Source organism: Exiguobacterium sp. SH31 (genome assembly GCF_001816105.1).
GTDB lineage: Bacteria > Bacillota > Bacilli > Exiguobacteriales > Exiguobacteriaceae > Exiguobacterium > Exiguobacterium aurantiacum_A.
The window spans coordinates 1-21,069 of record NZ_LYTG01000097.1; the positions used below are offsets into that span (position 1 = coordinate 1).

Consider the following 21,069-nt stretch of genomic DNA (forward strand, 5'->3'; position numbering starts at 1 on the left):
GGTTTTGTTTTTCATAGCATCTATAATAAATGTATTAGGGATGCAAAAGATTATACGTGAAGAAATTAGAAAGACCGAATAGTTTAAGATTGGCCATAATCAAAACATTACTACCGTGAAAAATAAACAGGAAAAAAACAGGAGAGACATAGGAGAGATATAGTACTGCATTAGTTTGAAATCGCAAGTAAGATGAAAGAGTGGATGTCTTCAATATTTCCAAATACATTACAAATGAAAATTACAATTACCAAAGACTAGTAATCCCTCTTTTTCCATGAGAAAATTTATTTATGGAAGGAGTTGATAATATGAATGAAGTAAACAATTCGAATTTATCTAAAACCGAAAAATTAGATAAAGTATTGGAGCTTATACATCAAAATGTGAAGGCCTATGAATATTTTGCAAATGCGGGACGACTATTATCTGAAGTGAGAAGAGGATTTGATGAGCTTGCTGTTCTTTCTGATAATAAATTAGTCGTTGAGACTGAAATGCATGGAAGAAGTTTTATAGTTAGACTACTCGACAGGGGACAATCTAACTCGAATAACTATATTTATGTCGATCAAAGCAAAGTTGGATCATTGTTATTCAAGATTCGGGTTTTACCAGGTAACGAAACTGACGGAGAAGAAGAATATCTATTGTCATTGAACTCATTTGGAGATGCTTTTGTTTTGAAACCTCAAATATTGAATGACGAGAATATCATCAAATCTGATGTGTTATTAGATTCATCTTTCTTCGAGAATGTAATGTTTGATTTTCTTACAGCTGTACATCAACGTAGACAGCGCTAAGTTTGACGCTCCTCTGGGGCGTCTTTTTTGTTGCTTTAAAACCGTTTCCGATGGCGAAAAACCTCTCCCCATCCTCCTGTCGTTTCATCGGAAGTGGTTTTAACGTTGCAAATAGAAAGAGGTGAATCGATGACATGAGGAAACTGAACGAGAAGCAGGAACGCTTTTGTCTTGAGTATCTAGCAGATCTGAATGCGACACAAGCGGCCATTCGAGCCGGATATAGCAAAAAGACAGCGGGAGCGATTGGGAACAAGTTGCTGAAAAAAGTTGAGATTCAAGCGAAGGTTTCAGAACTGCAGCAGGAGCGAGCGAAACGTACAGAGGTTACAGTGGATCGTGTCGTCGAGGAGCTTGCCAAGATCGCATTCGCTGACTTAAAGCACTTTGTCCATTGGACAGAGCACGGAGTAGAAATACATGATTCCGAGGACGTAGACGGAGCGGTTCTTTCCGAGGTTTCAGAGACCGTGAGTGTTCAGGTATTCCCGAATGGTGGCGAATCAGAGAAACGAATGAAGCGCGTTAAACTACATGACAAGATGAAGGCGATCGAGATGCTAGGACGTCATTTATCGATGTTCAAAGACCGTACAGAGGTCCAACATACAGGAGCTGTTGAGTTTGTGGACGACATTGGGGTTGATGATTCGTGACGGTCAAACAAATCCGACTGTCCGAGTTGCTCCCGAAGGCGTTTCATTCTTCATGGAAGGCTGCAATCGACCCGGACATTTTGAACGTCATCGAGAAAGGTGGCCGTGGATCTGGTAAATCATCGGACATCGCGATCATTGTGACACAGCTGCTAATGAGGTATCCCCTCAACGCTGTTGGCATTCGGAAGATTGACAATACGCTTGAACTTTCGATTTTTGAACAAATGAAATGGGCTATCGAACTTTCGGGGGTGAGTCATTTATTCAAGGTGAATAAATCGCCGATGAAAATCACCTACAAGCCGCGCGGAAATTACATGGTGTTACGTGGAGCTCAAGAGCCAGAGCGAATCAAATCGTTAAAAGCATCTAATTTCCCATTTGCATTTGTGTGGATTGAAGAACTAGCTGAATTTAAAACAGAAGATGAAATTACGACCATCACCAACTCGATCCTTCGTGGCGAATTGGACGATGGTCTTTTTTATAAATTCTTTTTCAGTTACAACCCGCCTAAGCGCAAACAGTCCTGGGTGAACAAGAAATACGAATCGGCCTTCATGCCAGCGAACACGTTCGTCCATCATTCCACCTATCTCGATAACCCGTACATTTCACGGCAGTTCATAGAGGAAGCGGAGACGATGAAAGCGAGAAATCCCATGCGATACCGGTGGGAATACGGCGGCGAGGCCATTGGGTCCGGCGTCGTGCCGTTCAATAACCTTACGTTTCGAAAGATCACGAATGAGGAGATCAATCAGTTTGACAACATCCGCCAAGGCATCGACTTCGGTTATGCAACGGACCCGCTTGCGTTTGTCCGTTGGCACTATGACAAGACGAGGCGGCGCCTCTACCTCATCGACGAATTCTATGGTGTCAAGCTCTCGAATCGTCAACTGGCCGAATGGGTTATCTCCAAGGGCTATCAAACTCACGAGATCATTGCGGACTCTGCAGAGCCGAAATCAATTGCTGACCTTCGCTCACTTGGCCTCCCTCGCATCATTGGGGCAAAGAAAGGGCCGGACAGTGTCGAGTTCGGAGAGAAGTGGCTAGACGACCTGGACGAGATCATCATCGACCCAGAGCGAACACCGAGGACTGCAAAAGAGTTCGAGGACATCGACTATCAGACCGATCGAGACGGAAATCCGAAGGCGAAGCTCGAGGACAAGAATAACCACGCAATCGACTCGACCCGCTATGCAATGGAGCGGGACATGAGACCACAAGCCGCAGCGCTAAAAGTAAGGGGGTAAGCACATGCCAGATAATTTTGAAACCGGTGGCGACTTCGTTCCCCATCGTTCGGCCCAGGGCTACACGTTCGAGGTTCCGGACTATACGGACGAAATCATCGCGCTCGACCAGGGTGAAGATCGTCGCAAGGTCATCTTGAAACTGATCGAGAAGCACAAGCCGCAGCGGGACCGAATGCTGATGAACCATCAGCGGTACAAGACCGATGCGAGTGGCGTCCCTGTCTTCTCTCGTTCGTTCGAGCGAGACGTCACAATCGACAACCGAATCAACAACGACTATTTTTCGGAGATCGTCGACATCAAGACTGGGTATTTCGCCGGCAAACCCGCAGCATATGCCTACGACAAACAGGAACAAAACTTCAATCCTGCCTCGCAGCGCATCAAGGACTTCCTAGAAGGCAATCGTATCGCCGACGTGAACATGGAGACCACAAAATATTGTGCAATTGGCGGATATTCCGCTCGGCTGCTCTACATCGACACGACCGGACGAGAACGGATGATGTACATCCCAGGGCACCAGGCCATCCTGCTCAACGAGGACGGCAATATCATCGAGACGAGATACGGCGTCCGCTATTACGGCCAGGAGGGTCGCTACATCATCCATTTCTACGACGGGTTACGCCGTTACAAGTACCAACAAGACGGGGATGTGTTGGTTCTGCTCGAGGACAACATCCATGCGTTCAGACTCTGTCCACTGTTCGGCTATCCAAATAACGACGAGCTCATGGGCGATCCAGACAAGGTACTCGGCCTGATCGATGCCATCGACCGTACCGTATCGGACGTCAACAGTGAGATTGAGGCGTTCCGTTTGGCTTATCTGTTGTTCTTAGGCGCACAGGTGGACCAGACAGCCGTCGATGACATGCGGAAGACCGGAGCGATCAGTATTCCAGGGATGGGCGGTGAGCGGGTCGATGCGAGGTTCCTTGAGAAGAACCTCAACGACGGAGCAATCGAGAACCACCTCAACCGGATCCATGACAACATCTATCGATTCAGCGGTACTCCGGACCTTGCTGACGAGGCATTCAGTGGCAACCAGAGCGGAGAGTCGCTCAAGTTCAAACTGTTCGGCCTCGAGACGAAATCCGCTCGCTTTGAGCAGAAGTTCAAGGCGGCGGATACTCGGATGTTCGAGATCATGTCGACCAAGTGGGCGATCGAGAGCCTCATCGTTAATCCTTACAAGGTGTTCGCAGAGTTCAAGCGGAACTTCCCACAGAACCTTCTCAACGAAGCGGACATCCAACAGAAATTGAAGGGTCTCGTGTCGGAACAGACACGACTCTCTCTCGCTTCGTTCGTCGACGATGTGGAATATGAACTGGCACTCATGGAAGAAGAGTTGGACGCTATCGAGCCGCTCGATTTGAAAGACGAAGCCGAAACCATAGAGGGTGAGACCGATGCCGTCGTTTGATGACAAACAGAAGGCAATCGAGAAAGTCCAGGTTCGTCGCCAGCGAGTCTTTGAGCGTGAGACCAGGCGAATGTACCAGGACATCATTAAGAGTGTTCTGGGAGAAGTATCAACGATATATGCACGTCTCGAGAAGGACGAGATCACTTACGAAGACATGGCCAAGTTCAACCGCCTTGACTCGCTCATCAAACAGATCGAGGCACAATCGAAGCTGCTGACACAGCGGAGACGGAACGCGTTGCTGAAGTACCTTTCCGAAGCGTTCCGCTATTCCTACGAGTTCATGGCCTTCTCCATTGAGACGGCTGCTCTGTCGTATCTGAACTACACGAGCGTGACCACGGAACAAATCCTTGCGGCTGTCAACAATCCAGTGAAGGGGCTGACGTTGAATGAGACGTTGGAAAAGAATCGTCGTGAAATCATTGCCACAATCCGGACCTCCGTGACGCAATCACTCGTTCGGGGGGCGAGTTATTCGAGCATGGCCAAGGAACTCAAAACCGTGTTCGATGGCGATTACAAGAAGGCGATCCGCGTCTCTCGGACAGAGGTCCACCGGGTCGTCGAGCAAGGGAAATCAGATGCGGTCGAACGGGCGACTCGCCAGGGCGTCGTGATGATGAAGAAATGGAACTCGTCCCGTGACAGCCGTGTCCGGAAGACGAGCAAGGCCAACCACCGCAAGATGGACGGTCAGATGGTCCAGTCGGACGAACTGTTCGAACTGGGAAGAGGAGTGAAAGCGAAAACGCCGGGTCAATCCGGTGTCGCCGCTCATGATATAAATTGCCGCTGCTTCGTGACCTACACGGTCGAACGTGTCGACAAGAAGGCCCATGCCGAGCTTGCTGACATGACTTACGAGCAATGGCGCAAGGAAAGACTCAAATCAGCTTAAAAAATCATACGCGGCTCGATTGATGCGATACGAGGTGGATACGCATGCCGGCTCCTAATCGGCTCGGTGATTGATACGCATAATGGAGGCATTCACATGTTCAAACAAAAAACGAAGTACCCGCTCACACTCGACATTCAATTCTTTGCTGAAGGCGTAGAAGGTGGAGGAGAGGGCGGCGCAGGAGAAGGGGCACAAGGTGGCCAAGGCGTGACAGCCCCAATTTTCACACCGGAGCAACAGGCACAGATCGACGCAATGCTCAAATCCGCTCAAGACCAGATCCGAAACGATTACGGTAAGAAGACGAAAGACTTACAGACGACGATTGATCAATTAAAGAACCAAGGGAAGTCCAAGGAACAACTCGCTCAAGAGGCCGAGGATAAACTCATCCAGGGGCAGCGCGAACTGTTGTCACAAAAGAACATGTTCCACGCGGTTCAGCAGTTGACGAAGGAAGGTCTTGATTCGGAATTGCTCGACCTAGTCATCGTAAACGAGGGCGACGACGAAGAAGCCCGCAACGCAGCAACAGACGAACGAATCAAGACAGTCAGCGACATCGTCAACCGACTCGTCACCAAGAAGGTCGAAGAGAAAATCAAAGGCGCCGGATACAATCCTGGAAACGGGAATGTCGGCGGTGGCTCTCAATCGGTTTCCCTCATGGAAACAATCCTCAATAAACAAATCAAAAAATAACGAAAGAAGGTCATCTTAAATGCCTACATTCAACCCAGCTAACGTATTAATGGCGGACGCGCTCACAGGTAGCGTCCCAGTCGAGACTTCGGTCCAAATGATTGGAGACGTCGTCCAGAACTCGGCCGTCATGCAGCTCGCTCAATTCGAAGAGATGTCGACACTCGAGAAAGAAATTACGTACCTCGCCGAAGGTCCTGGCGCATACTGGGTCGGAGAAGCGGAACGCATCGAAACATCGAAACCGACTTGGGTCACAGCTAAACTCGTTGCGAAGAAACTCGCCGTCATCCTTCCGGTATCGAACGAGTTCCTCGCTTACAACGTGCCGCAGTTCTTCCAAATGATGCGTCCAAAGATTGCCGAGGCTTTCTACACGAAATTTGACCAAGCGACTCTCTTCGGTACGAACTCGCCGTATGCTGCAGAGCACAGCATCCTCGCTGCTGCTACAACAGCAGGCAATGCGGTCGCGGCTGATGACGCCGAAGCGCTCTATGGTCAATTGAACGGATTGCTCGGGCTCATCGAGGACAATGAGATTGATCCAGACGGAATCGTCACTGTCCGCTCGATGAAACAGAAATTCCGTGGCGAGCTCGACAACACTGGCCGTCCGATTTACGTCAAAGGAGATGGTACTGCTCCGGACGACATCCTCGGACTTCCAATCTCATACGCTTCTGGTAAATCGTTCGACAAGACGAAAGCAGTCGCGTTGGCCGGTGACTGGGACATGGCTCGATTCGGTATCCCACAAGGAATGACATACAAGATTTCGGAAGATGCGACACTCACAACAATCGTCGATGAGAACGACGTGGCGATCAACCTCTTCGAGCGTGACATGTCTGCTCTCCGTGTGACGATGTACGTCGCATTCATGGTCTTGCAAGACGAGGCGTTCGCTGCATTGACTCCGGATGTGACACCATAAGGAGGTTTTGAATCATGGCTGAAACTAAAAAGTTAGTGATCATCAAAAAGGAAGGCAAGAAGGCGCTTGAAGTATCGCGGCGTCTTTTCGATGTCTATTACAAAGGACTTGGGTACAAGAAAGTCGAACCCGAAGCGTCGAAATCGGTTGACGATAACGGCAAAGGGCCGGGCTTCAATCCTGATGGCATCGTCAATGACAAAGATGAACTTGAGGGCGATGAACTTCCTGCCTATGACGACATCACGAAAGCGGAAATCGTCGAACGATTGAAGGATGACGGCATCGACCATAACCCACGCGATTCGAAAGAAGTGCTCTATGCATTGTTAGAGGGTGAGTGAAGTGACGCTCACTGAATTAAAGGCGCTGCTAGAAATTCCGGACGAAGACACGAGCAAGGACGTGAAACTGTCCCCCTTGTTGGAGTCCGGTATTCTGGCCGCTCAAGAATACTGTGACAAACTCGACTTCCTCACACTCGTCGACGCGGAGAGCGGACAGCTCATCCTGCCTGCAGCCGTGAAACTAGGAATCTCTGAATGGGTGGAGGCGAATCAGACCGTGAGCAGACGCCAGGGCGTGACCGCTGAATCTATCGGAGGGCTCTCGCAGTCGTTCAGCGGAGACTCGGCTGCAATTTATTCGGCCGCTCATCAACATTGGGCACCGTATCATTCAGCGGTCCGTTTCTTTAACGTGGGGCGTTGTTATGGGCGTTAAAGTCAGACATCGCAACAAGGACCTGCTGAAAGACATCGTCAAGCACACTAGAACAATTGACGGCCGAACGTTGCGGGTGGGTGTGATGGAAGATGGAGAGCTCGGCATGATCGCCCACGTCCATGAGTACGGCTGCGACATCAAGGTCACTGACAAAATGAGGGCCTATCTATCCGCCGCCAAAGGAATCCATCTCAAGAAGTCGACGACCGTCATCCGGATTCCGGAGCGGTCTTTCATTCGTGCAGGCTTCAATGAGCATGAGGCGGACTGGAGAATAAAAGCAGATCAACTGATTGACGAGGCCATCACTGGAAACGTTCCAGTGGAGACGATGCTCGACATGATCGGGCTCGAGCTCGCCGGGAAGATCCAGGAATTCGCGAGAGACCTAAAGAGTCCTCCGAACAGCTCGGCCACGAAGATGCTCAAAGGGTCGAGCAATCCGTTGGTGGATACCGGTCGCATGATCGGCGCCATCAAACACGAGGTGGATTGACATGATTTTTGATTTTTCGAGTCTGATAGAAAAGTATGAAGTTGGCGTCCCTTATACGATTGAGACGGCGGGCCATCGTGACCCGACGACGGGGAGATGGGTGGAAGGTGTCAAAACCACCAAGACCGAACATATGGCCGTCCTACCGGCGGACAAACAAGTGGTCTATGAGAGCGGTGGACGCATCAACTCAGCCAACCGCATCATCTATCGACGTGGGAGTCCGCTCGATGTCCGGGGCAGTATTCAATTCGAAGGCGCCAGATGGACCATCGAGGTATACGGTGACTACACCACGTATTCGAATTTCCATCGCTACGTGGCAACGAGGGAGGCGACAGCATGAAGACGTACAACGACATCATCCAGGGCTTTTATGCTCCGCTGACAGCCTACCTTGAACGTGAGGTCGTCCCTGCAAATGAGACGGCTACACGGCCACCGCTCCCGTTCTGCTCGTACACCGTCCTAAATCCTCGGCTGGTGCAACATGGACCCGCGAGCGGACATATCGAGACGATTGTGGACGGTGACACCGTTCTGGAACGCAAGGAGACAGACATCGAGGCGACGTTCTCGTTCAATTTCTTTGGACAGACGGACCTCGAAGCCATGTCCCTCGCGGCCAAGGCGGAAGAATTTCTCGATTTCGTGGGCGAGTACGAGCTCAACTCAAGGGGATTGGTCGTGGTCGACATCACGAATATCCAGGACCGCACACTCTATCTCGGTGATGCCTACGAATACCGCGTCGGTTTTGATGTATGGTTCCGCGTGAAGGAAATCAAGGAACGCGTCGTCGCCAACACGATTGACGACGTGGAGATCGAACAAATTTGAATGAGGAGGGCAACACATGGCTCTTTATAAAGACGTGAACGTCAGCATTGACGTGTTGAAACCATCGGGCGCCGTCACTTCGACGAACGTGCTCTTGGTGGTCGAGAAGACCGGCGGATTCGCCTACAAAGAGTATTCCGGGGATGAGGCGCTCGCCGCAGTCGAACTCGATTTCGCCGCGACGACAGAGGCTTACAAGATGGCCGCAGCCTTGCTCCGACAAAACAATCGACCGGAGAAAGTCGCGGTCGTCGGATACGATGACACGAGTGGTTCTGCTGGCGCTGTAGTAGAGGCGAACTTCAATCAGGATTGGTACTATGTCGTTCTCGAGTCGGCCGCGACAGCTGACCAGATCGCCGTCGTTCAAGAGTTGGACGAACGTGATAACAAGGTCGCCATCCTCCGCTCGAATGCGGTGGCCGAAGCGGAGGCGTTACATGCTGCCAACATCGAACGTTATTACGTCCTGTACACACCGGAAACAGATGAGTACATCGATGCGGCGTTCGCCGGCGAGTTTGCTACAGACCCTGCAGGAAGTGCAACGGCGAAGTTTAAACAACTCGCAGGCATTACAGCGGTTAAGCTGCCACTTGCTGACTACAACGCATTGGAAGCGGTCAACGCATCTTCTTACGTGACGAAGTTCGGAGAGCCACAGACAACATCTTCGAAGCTTGGCGGCGGGGAATTCCTCGACGTTGTGGCCGGTAACGACTGGATGATCGCGACGCTCGAACAGCGGGTCCAATCCTTGTACATCAAGAACCGCAAAATCTCTTATGAGCAACCTGGCGCGAATATGATCGGGGCGGAAGTCGAGTCGGTCATGAAGCTCGGTGTCGAGAACGACATCATCGCAGAAGACGCGGAAGGGAACGCGCTTTACTCGGTCGTCATCCCAAACGTACAAGCCATGACAGAGGCAGACCGCGCTTCTCGTAAGCTCCGCGGCGTGAAATTTAACTATCGCTTGGCAGGATCCATCGAAGAGGTAGACATCAAAGGACAAGTATCGTTCTAATAGGGAGGGAAAACGAACATGGCACAATATACTTCTTATAATGCAAAAGACACGACGGTCATCGCTGACGGTGTCTTCACCACTGGATTCGCAGAGGACAAAATCGAGTTCGAGCCGAACGAGGACGGATTCGAGTATGAGTTCGGAGCGGACGGAGACGTCATCGTCTCTGAATCGAACGACACATCGGCAACGATCACGCTCACGTTGCAAGCGACGTCGCCATCGAACAAGCATTTCATGAACTTACTTCGTCAAAAGCGATTCTTCCCACTATGGGCCGTATCGAAGCGAGGCGACATCACAGAGAAGGCCGGCGGAAACAAATGCCGTATCCTTAAGGCGCCGACCGGAACGCTCGGCACGACTGCGGAACCACGGGAGTATGAGATCGTCGTATTCGACTTTGACAACAAGTACGAATAAGGACAGGGGCGGGAAACCGTCCCTTTTTTAATTGCTGACAAACTAAACTATTCGGAGGTTTTTATTCATGGCCAAGACATTTGAACAACGCACAGAGACAATCAACGACACGGAGTATGTGTTTCAGTTCCCGGGACTTCGTGCGGCTAACGAGATTTCAGACCGTTGCAAGAACCAATTCGGTGTGGTCCAACAGACGAAGATCCAGGAGGAGTTGTTCACTCACGTCATCGTCTCTCCTAAAGTCGATTGGGACTATTTCGAGCAGCAAAAACCGGAAGACTATGCACAAGTGATCAAGATCGCGAATGAAGTCTTTCAAGGGCCCTTCTCGGGAAAGTAAGGGCCATTATCGAGAGAAAGCGCTGCGGGACGCGCTCATCTATCGGCCGCTCCTCGCAGAAAACTGCTCCGCGACGTACTCGGAGCTCAAAGCGATGACTCTCGATGAATTATATACACTCAACGCCGCGCTCGACCTCTATAACGAAGAGGTGCAGGCCCAAATGGAGAAAGCCAAGCGTGGCAAGAAGTAACCCGAAAAGGGGGTGTTTAGATGGCAGGGCAAGGCAGAACAGAAATTGAAATCGGGTTTGAAGTACAGGGATTCGGTGACGTCAAGAAAGCGGATGACGCTCTCGATGACCTTGGTGATAAGGCCAAGGTGACCGGTGACAAGGTCGATGACCTGGGTGACAAGGTGAAGCCGGCCGGCGATGATGTCGAGGATTTGGGAGACAAAGCGAAAGACACCGGTGACAAGGTAGAAGGGTTCGGTTCTAAACTAGGCGTAGCGTTTGCCGCCCTTGGTGGCGCCGCAGCTCTTGGCGCGGTCGGTACGATGTTTTGGGACATGGGGAACCAGTATGAGGGTGCCATGAACCAGGTCGCGGCCGCAACAGGGACGACAGGCGCGGAACTTGCGGGTCTTGAGGACGCCGCGAACGCCGTTTATGTCAACAACTTCGGAGAATCGTGGGAAGATGTCGCAAACTCACTCTCAACCGTCAAACAGATGACCGGGGCGACCGGAGATGAATTGCAATACATGACTGAGAGTGCCATCGGACTCCGTGACACGTTCGGTTATGAGGTCAATGAGTCCATCCGCTCCGTTGATACGATGATGAACAACTTCGGGATCTCCTCGGAGGAAGCGTTCAACTTACTCGCACAGGGTCAGCAGAACGGGCTCGACAAGTCGGGCGAGATGCTCGACACCATCAACGAATACTCGGGTCAGTTCGATGCTCTTGGATTCTCGGTCGACGACATGTTCGAGACCATGAACTCCGGTCTTGAAGGCGGTGCCTGGAACCTCGACAAAGTCGGGGATGCTGTCAAGGAATTCAACATCCGGGCAAAAGACGGATCGAGGACGTCCAAAGAGGCGTTCGAGTCGCTCGGCTACAACGCCGAAGAGATGTTCCAGACGTTCGCGGCGGGTGGACCGGAAGCGAACAAGGCTTTTAAGACTATCGTCGACGAGATCTCAGCCATTGAGGACCCGGTCAAACGGAACGAGGTCGGGGTCGCGTTGTTCGGTACGCAATTCGAGGATTTGGAGGTCAAGGCATTCTCCGCACTCTCGCAAACAAGCGACAAGTTCGACCAGACCAAGAACTCGATGGATGCCATCAACGAGGTCAAATACGATACGCCGATGGAAGCGATTGCCGGTTTCGGTAGATTGCTCGAGACGAGCATCGTACAGCCGATCACGTCGAAGGTCATGCCGGCACTTAGTGGAATCGTCACCTGGGCATCGAACAACATGCCGATTGTCACCGCTGCTATTGGCGGTCTGGCTGTTGCGTTTGGTATCCTTGGAGCGGTACTCCTATTCACTGTCGTCCCAGCTGTATGGGCAATGATGGCGCCTTTCCTTCCCGTCATTGCCATCGCATTGGCATTCGGAGCGGTCGCAGGGGTGCTTATTTGGGCGTGGCAAGAATTCGATTTGACGTGGTCGGAAATTTGGACCAATGTGGTCACGTTCGCAACGTGGGCCTGGGATGCCGTATCTGGCTATCTGACTGGTCGGTGGTATGCGCTTGTCGCACTCGGAACGACTTTATGGTCGGGATTCACCGCATTCCTTTCGGCGATATGGTCCGGACTGGTCTCATACGCATCGAGCATCTGGACCGTTTTTACAACGACGCTATCGAGTTTATGGTCTGGGCTCATCTCGCTTGGAACGTCACTCTGGCAAGGCTTTAAGGGGACCGTGTCGTCGATTTTCACCACTTTGCTCTCGACAGCGATTTCAATCTGGGAAGCGATAAAAACCGGGATCACCTCGGCAATCCAAGGGGCATACACGGCGGTCACTTCGACCGTATCGAATATTTACAACGCAATCGTCGACGGGTTCAACAACGCCGTCAGCTTCGTGACCGGTCTCGGAACCACGTTCTACAACGCGGGTAAGGGCTTGATCGAGCAGATGGTCAGCGGTATCACCGGGGCGATTGGCCTCGTGACCGACGCCATCTCTAATGTGGCAGAAAAGGCGCGGGAATTCCTTCCGTTCTCACCTGCGAAGGTCGGACCTTTATCTGACCTCGACAAACTCGACTTTGGTGGTCCAATCACGGACAGCATCATCAATGCGACGCCGAACGTCAAGTCGTCGATGAGCGGCATGTTCACGGGAACGACTTCGTATGAACGCCCAAGCATCGCTCCGATGGCCTCGTCGAGCTCGTCAAGCCTATCGAACAACAGTTCGAGTCGTAACCAGATCACAATCAACATCACCGGGGCTACTAACGCGCAGGAAACGGCCGTCAAGGTCCGTGACCAACTTGAAGACCTCTTTGCCTCGATGGGTCGCGTGAGCCCGCGAACGACGGAGGTGTAAAGAATGGCCAAGTTAGGGACATACAAAATCGCGGTCACTGAAGAGGAGACCGATTACAGCGTCGAGGCGACCGATCACGAGGTCGAGAAAGGCGTGAACCTCACGGACCACGTCAAGCGGAACAACACCGATTTCTCGATTGAGGGCAAAATCGTCGGCTCTTCCCGTTTCGTCGACACCATCGAGAAGTATTTCGTGGATTCGATGTCGAAGGGGCGTGTCCTCACCTATGTGGGCCGCTCCCGCTTCTCGAACGTCATCATCCTGTCCTTCAGCAAGAAACAGAACTCGAAGATCGCAAACGGATTCGCCTTCACCATGAATCTTCGTGAGGTGCGGGTGGCCAAGTCATCAGTCAAACGAAACTCACAGACTACCAAGAAACAGAACGGCGGCACGACGCAGAAGAAGCCGGCCAAACAGTCGTCCAAACGGTACTATACCGTCAAAATCGGCGACACGCTCTGGCACATCGCAAAAAAATATTATGGTAAACCGGATTATGCAAAGATTTTCAACGCGAACCGGGGAACCATCAAGAACGTGAATCTGATCTATCCTGGACAGAAGCTATTGATACCGTATTGAGAGGGTGAGCGAATTGGAACAGACAGAACAATATGGCTATATCGAGATCGACAAGACGCTCATCCCGTATCGGTTTGACATTACGCTCGCCGGTGAGGTGTTCTTCTTCGACGTCCGTTATGCGGAAACAACAGGCATCTTCACAATCGATCTGTATGACGCCGATGAGGAAGCAATCGTCTACGGTGAACCGCTCATCTATGGACAGGCTCTATTCGAGGACGTCGTCGACGAACGGCTGCCACTCAATCAACTGGTGCCGTTCGACCCATCCGAAAACGAGTCGGTGGTCACGTTCCAGAACCTTGGTGACATGGTGTTCCTATTCGACGTCTCCGAGCCTATCGAAACGGACGAGAGCGGTGACGCGCTATGAGTACCATGTATGGACGGACGGCGGTCTTGAACGTCGGGAAGGACGTGTCCATCGACTCCGACAATCTCACGATGAATTTCGAGGTCGTCTTCGATGATGACACGGACCCGAATGAGTCGAGCATCGAGGTCTATAATCTATCGCACTCGACCATCGCCTATCTGAAACGGAACGAGCGGTTGTCCTTGACGGCTGGCTATAAATCGGATGGTCGCGGCGTCATCCTCTCGTCCCGCATCTCGTCGGTCAAGACGTTGAATGAAGGCGTGGACAAACTGACCAGAATCACCGTAATCGACGGACCGAACCTGGAAGGGATCGAGCTTTCGGAACGAACTGAAACGGTCGGTACCGGCAAGAAAAAGAAGGTCCAGAAGACGCGCAAGAAGACATATGGCAAGAACACGAAAGCCTCGCAGATCGTGAGGGACCTCATCCCTTTGCTCGGTGTTGCTGTCGGAAAGATACGAATCCCTCGGGACGTGACTTTCTCCAAAGGCTACACAGTTGAGGGCAAACCGCTCGAAGAACTGCATAAGTTGGCCAAGACGTGCAGGGCGCAGGTGTTCATCCATAAGCAACGCCTTTATTTCTGCACGATCGCAGACGTGGCTACATCGACGCAGTTCACGATTTCGAGCGATACAGGGCTCATCGGTAGCCCGGAGCTATACGAGGACGAAACGGAAAGAGGCTACAAAGTGAATTGCCTTTTGCAGTTCCGCATCGGTGTCGGGTCGCTGATCAACATCGACAGCCGAACCGTGAAAGGACGTTTCCGCGTCAAGCGTGGCCGTCATTATTGGAACGGCCCGGACTTCATGACAGAGGTCGAGGTGGTCAAAGCATGAGCAAGTCATTGAACATGTTGGACGATTATATAGAACAGAAATTGTACGCATTACGGACCACGACGGTCTGCCGGGTGGAACGGGTGAACCCGAACGGCACATACGACATCCAACCGCTCGTCATGACAAAGGAAGTCGGGAACGAGGACGGCGAGAAACTGCCGCTCTTGATCGAGGTTCCCGCCATCGTCCAGAAGGTAAAAATCGATGGTGTTTCGAAGACCATCGAGCCGGACTACCAGAAAGGCGATACGGTCGTCATCAGCTTTTGTGAGCGGGATATCGAGAACGCCTTACAGGGACGGCTCTCATTGCCTCAAGACTTCCGGCGTCACAGTCTGAACGACCCGATTTTGATTGGAGGGTTATCATGAAAGATTTGAGATTCAAGGACGGCGACCTGGTCATTCAGGGGAACGACTTTACGTTGGCCACGGGTATCGATGAGATCGGCCAATGTATCGAGTCGACGCTCGGGACAAACGAGGGAGAATTCATCCTCGAACCTGATCTCGGCATCGAGTATCTGAACATAGTCGGTAAAGGTGTCGCGGAAGAAGACATCCAAGCCGAGATATTTGGCGGTCTGTCGCAAGAGGAACGAATCGAGACCGTCACCGAGATCGCGGTCGTGATGGACAAGGTGGCTCGAAAGACTGCTGTCCATTTCTCGGCCGTTGCCGATTCCGGTGAGACGATCGAAAGTGAGGTGGATTTAAATGTTGGATGAGAAAGGGTTCCGTCGTAAAACCTACGACGAACTGTTGGAAGATATGGAAATCAAGGCCCGGGAATTGTTCGGAGCGGACATCAACACGTCGGCTCGGGCGTTCATGGGTCTTTTATTACGCCTTTTTGCCTGGTTCCTGTCCCTGGCGTGGATCATTTTAGAAAAGGTCTATTACAGCGGATATGTATCGACGGCGACGGGCGTACAGCTCGACCGTCTGGCCAAGTTGGTCGGCATCCGGCGACGGGCGTCATCGCCGGCAAACGGGTCTGTGACGATCACCGGGACCGTAGGAAAGGCCATCCCGCTCGGAACCGAAGTGATCGGCACGACCGAGGGCTCTCCGATCTATCAGACCACCGAAGCAGCGACCATCGGGGCAAGCGGAAACGTCACCATCCCGGTCGAGTCGCTTGAGGCCGGTACCGCCTTCAACGTAGGGGCGAACGTCCTCAAGCAGTTGGTCGAGCCGGACACGGATGTGACAAGTGTGAACAACGCCTTGAACATCACGAACGGCCAAGACCGTGAGGAAGATTATGAGTTCCGTCAACGCATCCTCGATGCCGTCGCAGGCGGAGGGACGTCGAACATCCGGAACGACCTTTTGGTTGTCGACGGGGTCCGGGCGGCCACTGTCTTCGAGAATGATGAAAATGTCGAGGTGGACGGGATGCCGCCGCATTCGATTCGGGCTGTCGTGCTCGATGGTGATGATGCAGCCATCGGTTCAGCCCTCCTCGGTGCAAAGCCAGGGGGCATCCAGACGGCCGGAACAGTATCCGTCACCGTCAAGGACATGAGCGGGCGTGACAAGGTCGTCAAGTTCGATCGTGCTGAAGAGGTGGACGTCCATCTCCGCCTCACGATCACTCGGAACGATGCGTTCCCGTTCGATGGTGAGGAACGCGTCAAAACGTCGCTCGTGCAATATATCGGCGGTCTCGATGCGGACGGTCGTTTGTATGCGGGTCTAGGAATGGGAGATGACGTCGTCTTCTCTCGGCTCATCGGAACCGTATACGGAACTCCTGGCGTCTCTGACGTGACGGTGGAGACGTCGACCGACGGCGTGACCTACACAGAGTCATCCATCACGGTCGATGACGCACAGGTCGCCCAGACGAGCCACGACAAGATCGAGGTGACGGTGTCATGACGGACGGAGGAAAGAAGATAGTCGCGATGCTCGCGGACTACTGGAACAAGTCGTCAGGTTCGAACGTCTCGAAGGTCTTTCAAATCCTCGGAAGTGAAATCGATTCACTGACATCGACGGCCGAAAAGGTCGAACGGTGGCGTGACATCGACCAGGCGAAAGGGAAGCCGCTCGAACAGCTCGCCGGGAACATCGACCAACAACGGGGCGCGTCAACGGATGAAATCCTGCGCATCCTGGTCAAATCGAAGGCCGCAAGGGCAAGGTCCACAGGAACCATCGACGACATCATCAACACGATCGCTGTCTCTCTCGACGTTTCACCGAGCCTCATCAACATCACAGAGTTGTTCGATGACCTGACAGATCCGGAACCCGCTGCCATCAAAATGGCCGGGCTACCGCTCGCACAATTGTTAGCCACGGGTGTCTCGCCATCTCAGTTCGGTCGAATCGTCAAACGTTCGGCCGCTCCTGGAGTGAAGGTATCATCCATCGAGCTCACCGGGACTTTCTCGTTCGCAAGCGGTTCGATGCCAGAGACGAGCGCTTTCGGATTTGCCGACGTCGATGAGATTACCGGTGGCACGCTATCCGGATTGCTCGTTCCAGACAATGATCAGAACCTACCACTTTAAGAAAGGGTGAAAGATATGCCATTTACACATCCGGTTCCAGATTGGAACGCGCAAGGCGTAGAGCCACCGGAATCCCTAAAGACAAACGGGTGGCAGGTCGGTCAGAAACCGCCTGCTGACTTTTTCAACTGGTACTTTTATAACTCGGCGAAGGCTCTCATTGAACTGCAACTGAATGCAGTCCACCAGGACGAGATTTCTGGCCTGGTACAAGACGCATCGACTACGCAGAAAGGGGTGGTGCAACTCTCAAATAGCACGACGAGCACGAGCGAGGTTCTCGCGGCGACACCGAAAGCAGTCAAGACGGTCGATGACAAGGTCGGCCCTCTCGAATCCCTCATCACCGACAACAAGACCAACCTAGTCGGCGCGATGAACGAAGTCACACAAGGGTTTTACGAGACATACTGGAACGTCGGGGACATTGCGAATCTGAACACGTTTGCGAAGGGGTCTGTCGTCTCGGCTGTGAACGAAGTGAATGGGAAAGTCGGCATTTTATCAGACAGAACGACCGCCGTCGAAGACAAAGTAGACGACTTGAAAATGGTCAAGTCGAACAAGGATTCAGAAGGTATCTACACGACGCTCACATACCGTCGTAAATCGGATGATTCCTTATTTGCAACATCCGTCCTTTCGGGCGGAACAAGCCCAAACTATACGACACGTACCGTCACATATTATGAACCGGACGGAACGACAGTCCGTGAAACACTGACTTATACGCTCACATATGACGCCGATGGTTCGCTCGTCTCGGAGGTGTGATTATGCTCGATATTCGAGATCATGGCGGCAAGTTTATGGGAGCGAAAGAGCTAAAAGGTGTCTCATATCAGACATTAGAAGCGTTCAGTAGCTCGGTAAGAGAAGTAGAGTTTGATTTGGATAATGGTGAAGTATTCATATATAACGGTAACGGGTGGTTACATTACAAAAAGAATACGGCAAACCAAAATTTCACGGCTATCAAATCTACTTCGGAAGCAACTGTTGTAGGGTACTACAAAGACTACGTAGTCAAGTTCATAACCGCGACTAACAAACTACAATTTTATACACACGCAAATCAATTAATCCGTGAAATAACAGTGCCAAATCCAAACAGTTCGCCGCTACAAAGTGTTTGCGGTGGCTGCATGTTTGGTAGCGACAAGATTCTTTATGTGCGTCAAGTATTCACGAACGATTGGTCGGTTTACGATTTAACAGGAAACTTAATTTTATCTAACTACGTGCAGAACTTCGGGCTTCGCGCTTTCCCAATGTTAAATAAAAATAAGGTTCCTATGTTTGTTGCCGTAGATCCGACAACATCCGGCGGAGTTCCGACATTAAACTCGTGGATGGGTTCGCTGAATCCTAATAATACCGTTGAACAATTATTCGCACAGTATGGGCAAAGATACCCAGCGTTACTTATGATGCGCTTTATGTATCACTATCTTAAAAAGTGAAACAAGGAGGTAATGAATATGATTCTATTATTCACAAATGAAAGCAATGAGGTTCGGTCAACGCATTACATGCCGTTTGATCCGATTCACGGATTGGGGAAAACGAAAGAAGAACTTGAAAATGAAGGTGGGATTTTCGTCGAATCTATCCCGGAGCCGGATAATGTGCTGGGAAAAAATGCTGTATTGAAGTATGAAAACGAAAATTTGTTTTATGAGTACGCCGATCGTCCGTTAAACAATGAAGAACAAATCGAGTCGTTAAAAGCAGAGAACCAATCATTAAACACAGCCGTCGTCGAACTTTACGAAATTGTATTAGGAGGAATCTGACATGACACCAATCTATCAATCGCTCGTAATCGCCTATGCAAAAGCAATCTATAAGGACGGCACACGCCGTTTCCCGGAAATTCGTCAAGAGTATGTCCCACATGTCAAAAAGTATGCCGGAGAAAACTATTCGGATTCGGATATTCTTCGCGCGCTTGATCTGACGTACATCACGACGCAAGAGTTTGACAAGACGATGGCTTTTAAAAATACGTTCGCTAAAGAAGTTCATCCAACAAAATCTTGATTTAGTAAATTAAGGGAACTCTTCTATCTGTATGTGATAATCATCTTGATAGGAGGGATTCACTTGTCAAACACTCAAACAGACAAGGCAAGGCAAATTTTCTTGCAAGCAAGAAGGTTTACAAACGCTGGCGGGATTCTAGGAGACAAGATAAGCGAAACTAATGATTTAGATTTGTATCTTGCGCCATTTATCGTCAACACATCATTCGCCATCGAGTTATACCTAAAGTGCATTTACGTTATCGAGCAAGACAAAGAGCCTAAGTTCATACATCATCTGGATGAACTGTACAATAAGCTGTCGAAGGAATCGAAAGGCTACATTTCGACCGTATTCGAAATGATTAACCAAACTGAGCATAGTTATCACGCGTTAAAAGATAAGGTTCCTGATTTCGATTGGTCGATAGAAGGGGTACTAAGATCGTCGTCTAAAGCCTTTGTAAATTGGAGATACAGTTTCCAGTCCGAAGTAACAGGTTTCCCTTCGTCGAGAGCTGTTATCTCAGCGCTTGAAGCTTGTATTTTCATTCTCCGAGAAGATTTAAACGACACACCTCAACCGCAAATGTAATTGCTAGGACATCCATTCTTGGGTGTCCTTTTTCCATGGAGCAATCCGCCAAAGGAGGGTCACACTCATGCTCACAACATCCCACGTGGCCCCATCACACAAGGAGGTCGCTTATGCGCACACAACAATTAGCAGAGGGCGCCGTCGCCATCGTCGCCACGAGTGTCACTGCGATTCTCGGGGGCTGGGACGTGGCGCTTAAACTGCTCGTCACCCTCATGGTCATCGACTACGTGACGGGCTTTCTCGCCGCACTCAAACACAAACGGCTCAACTCGGACGTCATGTTCTGGGGCGGCATTCGTAAGGGTGTCGTCTTCGGGGTCATCATCATCGCCGTCCTCGCCGACGAGATGCTCAACAACAGCAATCCTGTCTTGCGCACGCTCGTCATCTATTACTACATCGCGCGGGAAGGCCTATCCGTCACAGAGAACACGGCACTGATCGGTGTCCCACTCCCCGACAAACTCGTCGAGGTGCTCGCGCAGTTGCAAGGCGACAAGCCTGAGCCAACGATTGACCGCATTGCCCAGGATGTCGCGCCCGAAGAAGAGCAAGTGACACCTGTGAGCCGCGAGGTGCCGATTGACGTCACAATCGCCGAAAGAGAAGTTATCGCCACGAAGGAGGAAGACGAATGAACGAGAAAGCTATCCTGCCACTCAATAACACCCGTATCACCGCAGGCTATAAAAATGCCAGTTACCACCGGGCTATGGGTTTCCGACATTTTGGCATCGACATGGCCGATTTGAACCGCAAAGACCTCGACGTCTATGCACCGTTTAAGATGAAGATTGTCGCCGTCGGGAATGATACGCTTATGGGCGGCACAATCATCGGCATCAGCGAGAGCCCGATTGACGTCCATTATGGACCTAAGAAGGGAGCACGCCGTTTGGTCGTCCGTATGGCGCACCTCGCCAAGATGTTTGTCAAGGTCGGGGACATCGTATCACCGGAAAATGCGAAGATTGCTGACTACGGATCAACAGGGAAGTACGGGGGTT

General features: G+C 51.3%; 31 protein-coding genes. All 31 read left to right on the top strand.

Annotated features, from left to right (window positions below; genetic code table 11):
• Window positions 1–311: 311 nt before the first annotated feature.
• Window positions 312–806, top strand: a complete 495-nt coding sequence (locus tag A6395_RS13270) for a hypothetical protein (protein ID WP_071399405.1) — start codon at window positions 312–314, stop codon at window positions 804–806.
• A gap of 134 nt (window positions 807–940) precedes the next feature.
• Window positions 941–1,462, top strand: coding sequence for a terminase small subunit (locus A6395_RS13275; protein ID WP_071399406.1), 522 nt, complete (start codon window positions 941–943; stop codon window positions 1,460–1,462).
• The gene (locus tag A6395_RS13280; RefSeq protein ID WP_071399407.1) at window positions 1,459–2,730 is read left to right on the top strand and encodes a PBSX family phage terminase large subunit; all 1,272 of its coding nucleotides are present in this window, start codon (window positions 1,459–1,461) and stop codon (window positions 2,728–2,730) included. The genes A6395_RS13275 and A6395_RS13280 overlap by 4 nt, the downstream gene beginning before the upstream one ends.
• Window positions 2,731–2,734: 4 nt before the next feature.
• The gene (locus tag A6395_RS13285; protein WP_084813084.1) at window positions 2,735–4,168 is read left to right on the top strand and encodes a phage portal protein; all 1,434 of its coding nucleotides are present in this window, start codon (window positions 2,735–2,737) and stop codon (window positions 4,166–4,168) included.
• Window positions 4,155–5,072 (top strand): phage minor head protein, encoded by a 918-nt coding sequence (locus tag A6395_RS13290; protein ID WP_071399408.1) that lies wholly within the window; start codon window positions 4,155–4,157, stop codon window positions 5,070–5,072. The genes A6395_RS13285 and A6395_RS13290 overlap by 14 nt, the downstream gene beginning before the upstream one ends.
• A gap of 96 nt (window positions 5,073–5,168) precedes the next feature.
• Window positions 5,169–5,777, top strand: a complete 609-nt coding sequence (locus tag A6395_RS13295; RefSeq protein WP_071399409.1) for a capsid assembly scaffolding protein Gp46 family protein — start codon at window positions 5,169–5,171, stop codon at window positions 5,775–5,777.
• Between the two features lie 19 nt (window positions 5,778–5,796).
• A complete protein-coding gene (locus tag A6395_RS13300) occupies window positions 5,797–6,714 on the top strand; it encodes a phage major capsid protein (RefSeq protein ID WP_071399410.1) in 918 nt (305 codons plus the stop codon).
• 14 nt (window positions 6,715–6,728) lie between these two features.
• Entirely contained in the window at window positions 6,729–7,058 is a 330-nt protein-coding gene (locus tag A6395_RS13305; RefSeq protein ID WP_071399411.1) for a hypothetical protein, read from the top strand.
• 79 nt (window positions 7,059–7,137) lie between these two features.
• On the top strand, window positions 7,138–7,437 hold the full coding sequence (locus A6395_RS13310; RefSeq protein ID WP_159429466.1) for a hypothetical protein: 300 nt from the start codon (window positions 7,138–7,140) through the stop codon (window positions 7,435–7,437).
• On the top strand, window positions 7,427–7,936 hold the full coding sequence (locus tag A6395_RS13315; RefSeq protein ID WP_071399413.1) for a hypothetical protein: 510 nt from the start codon (window positions 7,427–7,429) through the stop codon (window positions 7,934–7,936). The genes A6395_RS13310 and A6395_RS13315 overlap by 11 nt, the downstream gene beginning before the upstream one ends.
• Before the next feature lies 1 nt (window position 7,937).
• The gene (locus tag A6395_RS13320) at window positions 7,938–8,282 is read left to right on the top strand and encodes a hypothetical protein (protein WP_071399414.1); all 345 of its coding nucleotides are present in this window, start codon (window positions 7,938–7,940) and stop codon (window positions 8,280–8,282) included.
• Window positions 8,279–8,776 carry a phage neck terminator protein gene (locus A6395_RS13325; RefSeq protein ID WP_071399415.1) on the top strand — a complete coding sequence of 166 codons (498 nt, stop codon included), beginning with the start codon at window positions 8,279–8,281 and terminating at the stop codon, window positions 8,774–8,776. Before A6395_RS13320 ends, A6395_RS13325 begins: the two co-directional genes overlap by 4 nt.
• A 16-nt stretch (window positions 8,777–8,792) precedes the next feature.
• Window positions 8,793–9,803 (top strand): DUF3383 family protein, encoded by a 1,011-nt coding sequence (locus tag A6395_RS13330; RefSeq protein WP_071399416.1) that lies wholly within the window; start codon window positions 8,793–8,795, stop codon window positions 9,801–9,803.
• A gap of 18 nt (window positions 9,804–9,821) precedes the next feature.
• Window positions 9,822–10,229, top strand: a complete 408-nt coding sequence (locus A6395_RS13335; RefSeq protein WP_071399417.1) for a phage structural protein — start codon at window positions 9,822–9,824, stop codon at window positions 10,227–10,229.
• Window positions 10,230–10,296: 67 nt separating this feature from the next.
• Window positions 10,297–10,572, top strand: coding sequence for a hypothetical protein (locus tag A6395_RS13340; protein WP_071399418.1), 276 nt, complete (start codon window positions 10,297–10,299; stop codon window positions 10,570–10,572).
• A complete protein-coding gene (locus tag A6395_RS13345) occupies window positions 10,538–10,765 on the top strand; it encodes a hypothetical protein (protein WP_071399419.1) in 228 nt (75 codons plus the stop codon). The genes A6395_RS13340 and A6395_RS13345 overlap by 35 nt, the downstream gene beginning before the upstream one ends.
• A 20-nt stretch (window positions 10,766–10,785) precedes the next feature.
• Window positions 10,786–13,095: a phage tail tape measure protein gene (locus A6395_RS13350; RefSeq protein ID WP_071399420.1), complete on the top strand. Its 2,310-nt coding sequence runs from the start codon at window positions 10,786–10,788 to the stop codon at window positions 13,093–13,095.
• 3 nt (window positions 13,096–13,098) lie between these two features.
• Window positions 13,099–13,683 (top strand): LysM peptidoglycan-binding domain-containing protein, encoded by a 585-nt coding sequence (locus A6395_RS13355; RefSeq protein WP_071399421.1) that lies wholly within the window; start codon window positions 13,099–13,101, stop codon window positions 13,681–13,683.
• Window positions 13,684–13,696: 13 nt separating this feature from the next.
• The gene (locus A6395_RS13360) at window positions 13,697–14,059 is read left to right on the top strand and encodes a phage baseplate plug family protein (protein ID WP_071399422.1); all 363 of its coding nucleotides are present in this window, start codon (window positions 13,697–13,699) and stop codon (window positions 14,057–14,059) included.
• On the top strand, window positions 14,056–14,910 hold the full coding sequence (locus A6395_RS13365; protein WP_071399423.1) for a phage protein: 855 nt from the start codon (window positions 14,056–14,058) through the stop codon (window positions 14,908–14,910). Before A6395_RS13360 ends, A6395_RS13365 begins: the two co-directional genes overlap by 4 nt.
• Entirely contained in the window at window positions 14,907–15,284 is a 378-nt protein-coding gene (locus tag A6395_RS13370; RefSeq protein WP_071399424.1) for a Gp138 family membrane-puncturing spike protein, read from the top strand. The genes A6395_RS13365 and A6395_RS13370 overlap by 4 nt, the downstream gene beginning before the upstream one ends.
• A complete protein-coding gene (locus A6395_RS13375) occupies window positions 15,281–15,640 on the top strand; it encodes a contractile injection system sheath initiator (RefSeq protein WP_071399425.1) in 360 nt (119 codons plus the stop codon). Before A6395_RS13370 ends, A6395_RS13375 begins: the two co-directional genes overlap by 4 nt.
• On the top strand, window positions 15,630–16,799 hold the full coding sequence (locus A6395_RS13380) for a baseplate J/gp47 family protein (protein ID WP_071399426.1): 1,170 nt from the start codon (window positions 15,630–15,632) through the stop codon (window positions 16,797–16,799). Before A6395_RS13375 ends, A6395_RS13380 begins: the two co-directional genes overlap by 11 nt.
• The gene (locus tag A6395_RS13385; protein WP_071399427.1) at window positions 16,796–17,437 is read left to right on the top strand and encodes a hypothetical protein; all 642 of its coding nucleotides are present in this window, start codon (window positions 16,796–16,798) and stop codon (window positions 17,435–17,437) included. The genes A6395_RS13380 and A6395_RS13385 overlap by 4 nt, the downstream gene beginning before the upstream one ends.
• A 15-nt stretch (window positions 17,438–17,452) precedes the next feature.
• On the top strand, window positions 17,453–18,211 hold the full coding sequence (locus tag A6395_RS13390; protein ID WP_071399428.1) for a phage tail protein: 759 nt from the start codon (window positions 17,453–17,455) through the stop codon (window positions 18,209–18,211).
• Window positions 18,212–18,213: 2 nt separating this feature from the next.
• On the top strand, window positions 18,214–18,900 hold the full coding sequence (locus A6395_RS13395) for a hypothetical protein (RefSeq protein ID WP_071399429.1): 687 nt from the start codon (window positions 18,214–18,216) through the stop codon (window positions 18,898–18,900).
• An 18-nt stretch (window positions 18,901–18,918) separates the two neighbouring features.
• A complete protein-coding gene (locus A6395_RS13400) occupies window positions 18,919–19,233 on the top strand; it encodes a hypothetical protein (protein WP_071399430.1) in 315 nt (104 codons plus the stop codon).
• Between the two features lies 1 nt (window position 19,234).
• Window positions 19,235–19,480, top strand: coding sequence for a hypothetical protein (locus A6395_RS13405; protein ID WP_071399431.1), 246 nt, complete (start codon window positions 19,235–19,237; stop codon window positions 19,478–19,480).
• Between the two features lie 63 nt (window positions 19,481–19,543).
• Complete coding sequence (locus A6395_RS13410; protein ID WP_071399432.1) at window positions 19,544–20,056, top strand: hypothetical protein; 513 nt, start codon at window positions 19,544–19,546, stop codon at window positions 20,054–20,056.
• Between the two features lie 113 nt (window positions 20,057–20,169).
• Window positions 20,170–20,700: a phage holin family protein gene (locus tag A6395_RS13415; protein WP_071399433.1), complete on the top strand. Its 531-nt coding sequence runs from the start codon at window positions 20,170–20,172 to the stop codon at window positions 20,698–20,700.
• Window positions 20,697–21,069: M23 family metallopeptidase (locus tag A6395_RS13420; RefSeq protein ID WP_149038989.1), on the top strand; the 373-nt coding region annotated here is incomplete at its 3' end. The genes A6395_RS13415 and A6395_RS13420, both read left to right, overlap by 4 nt.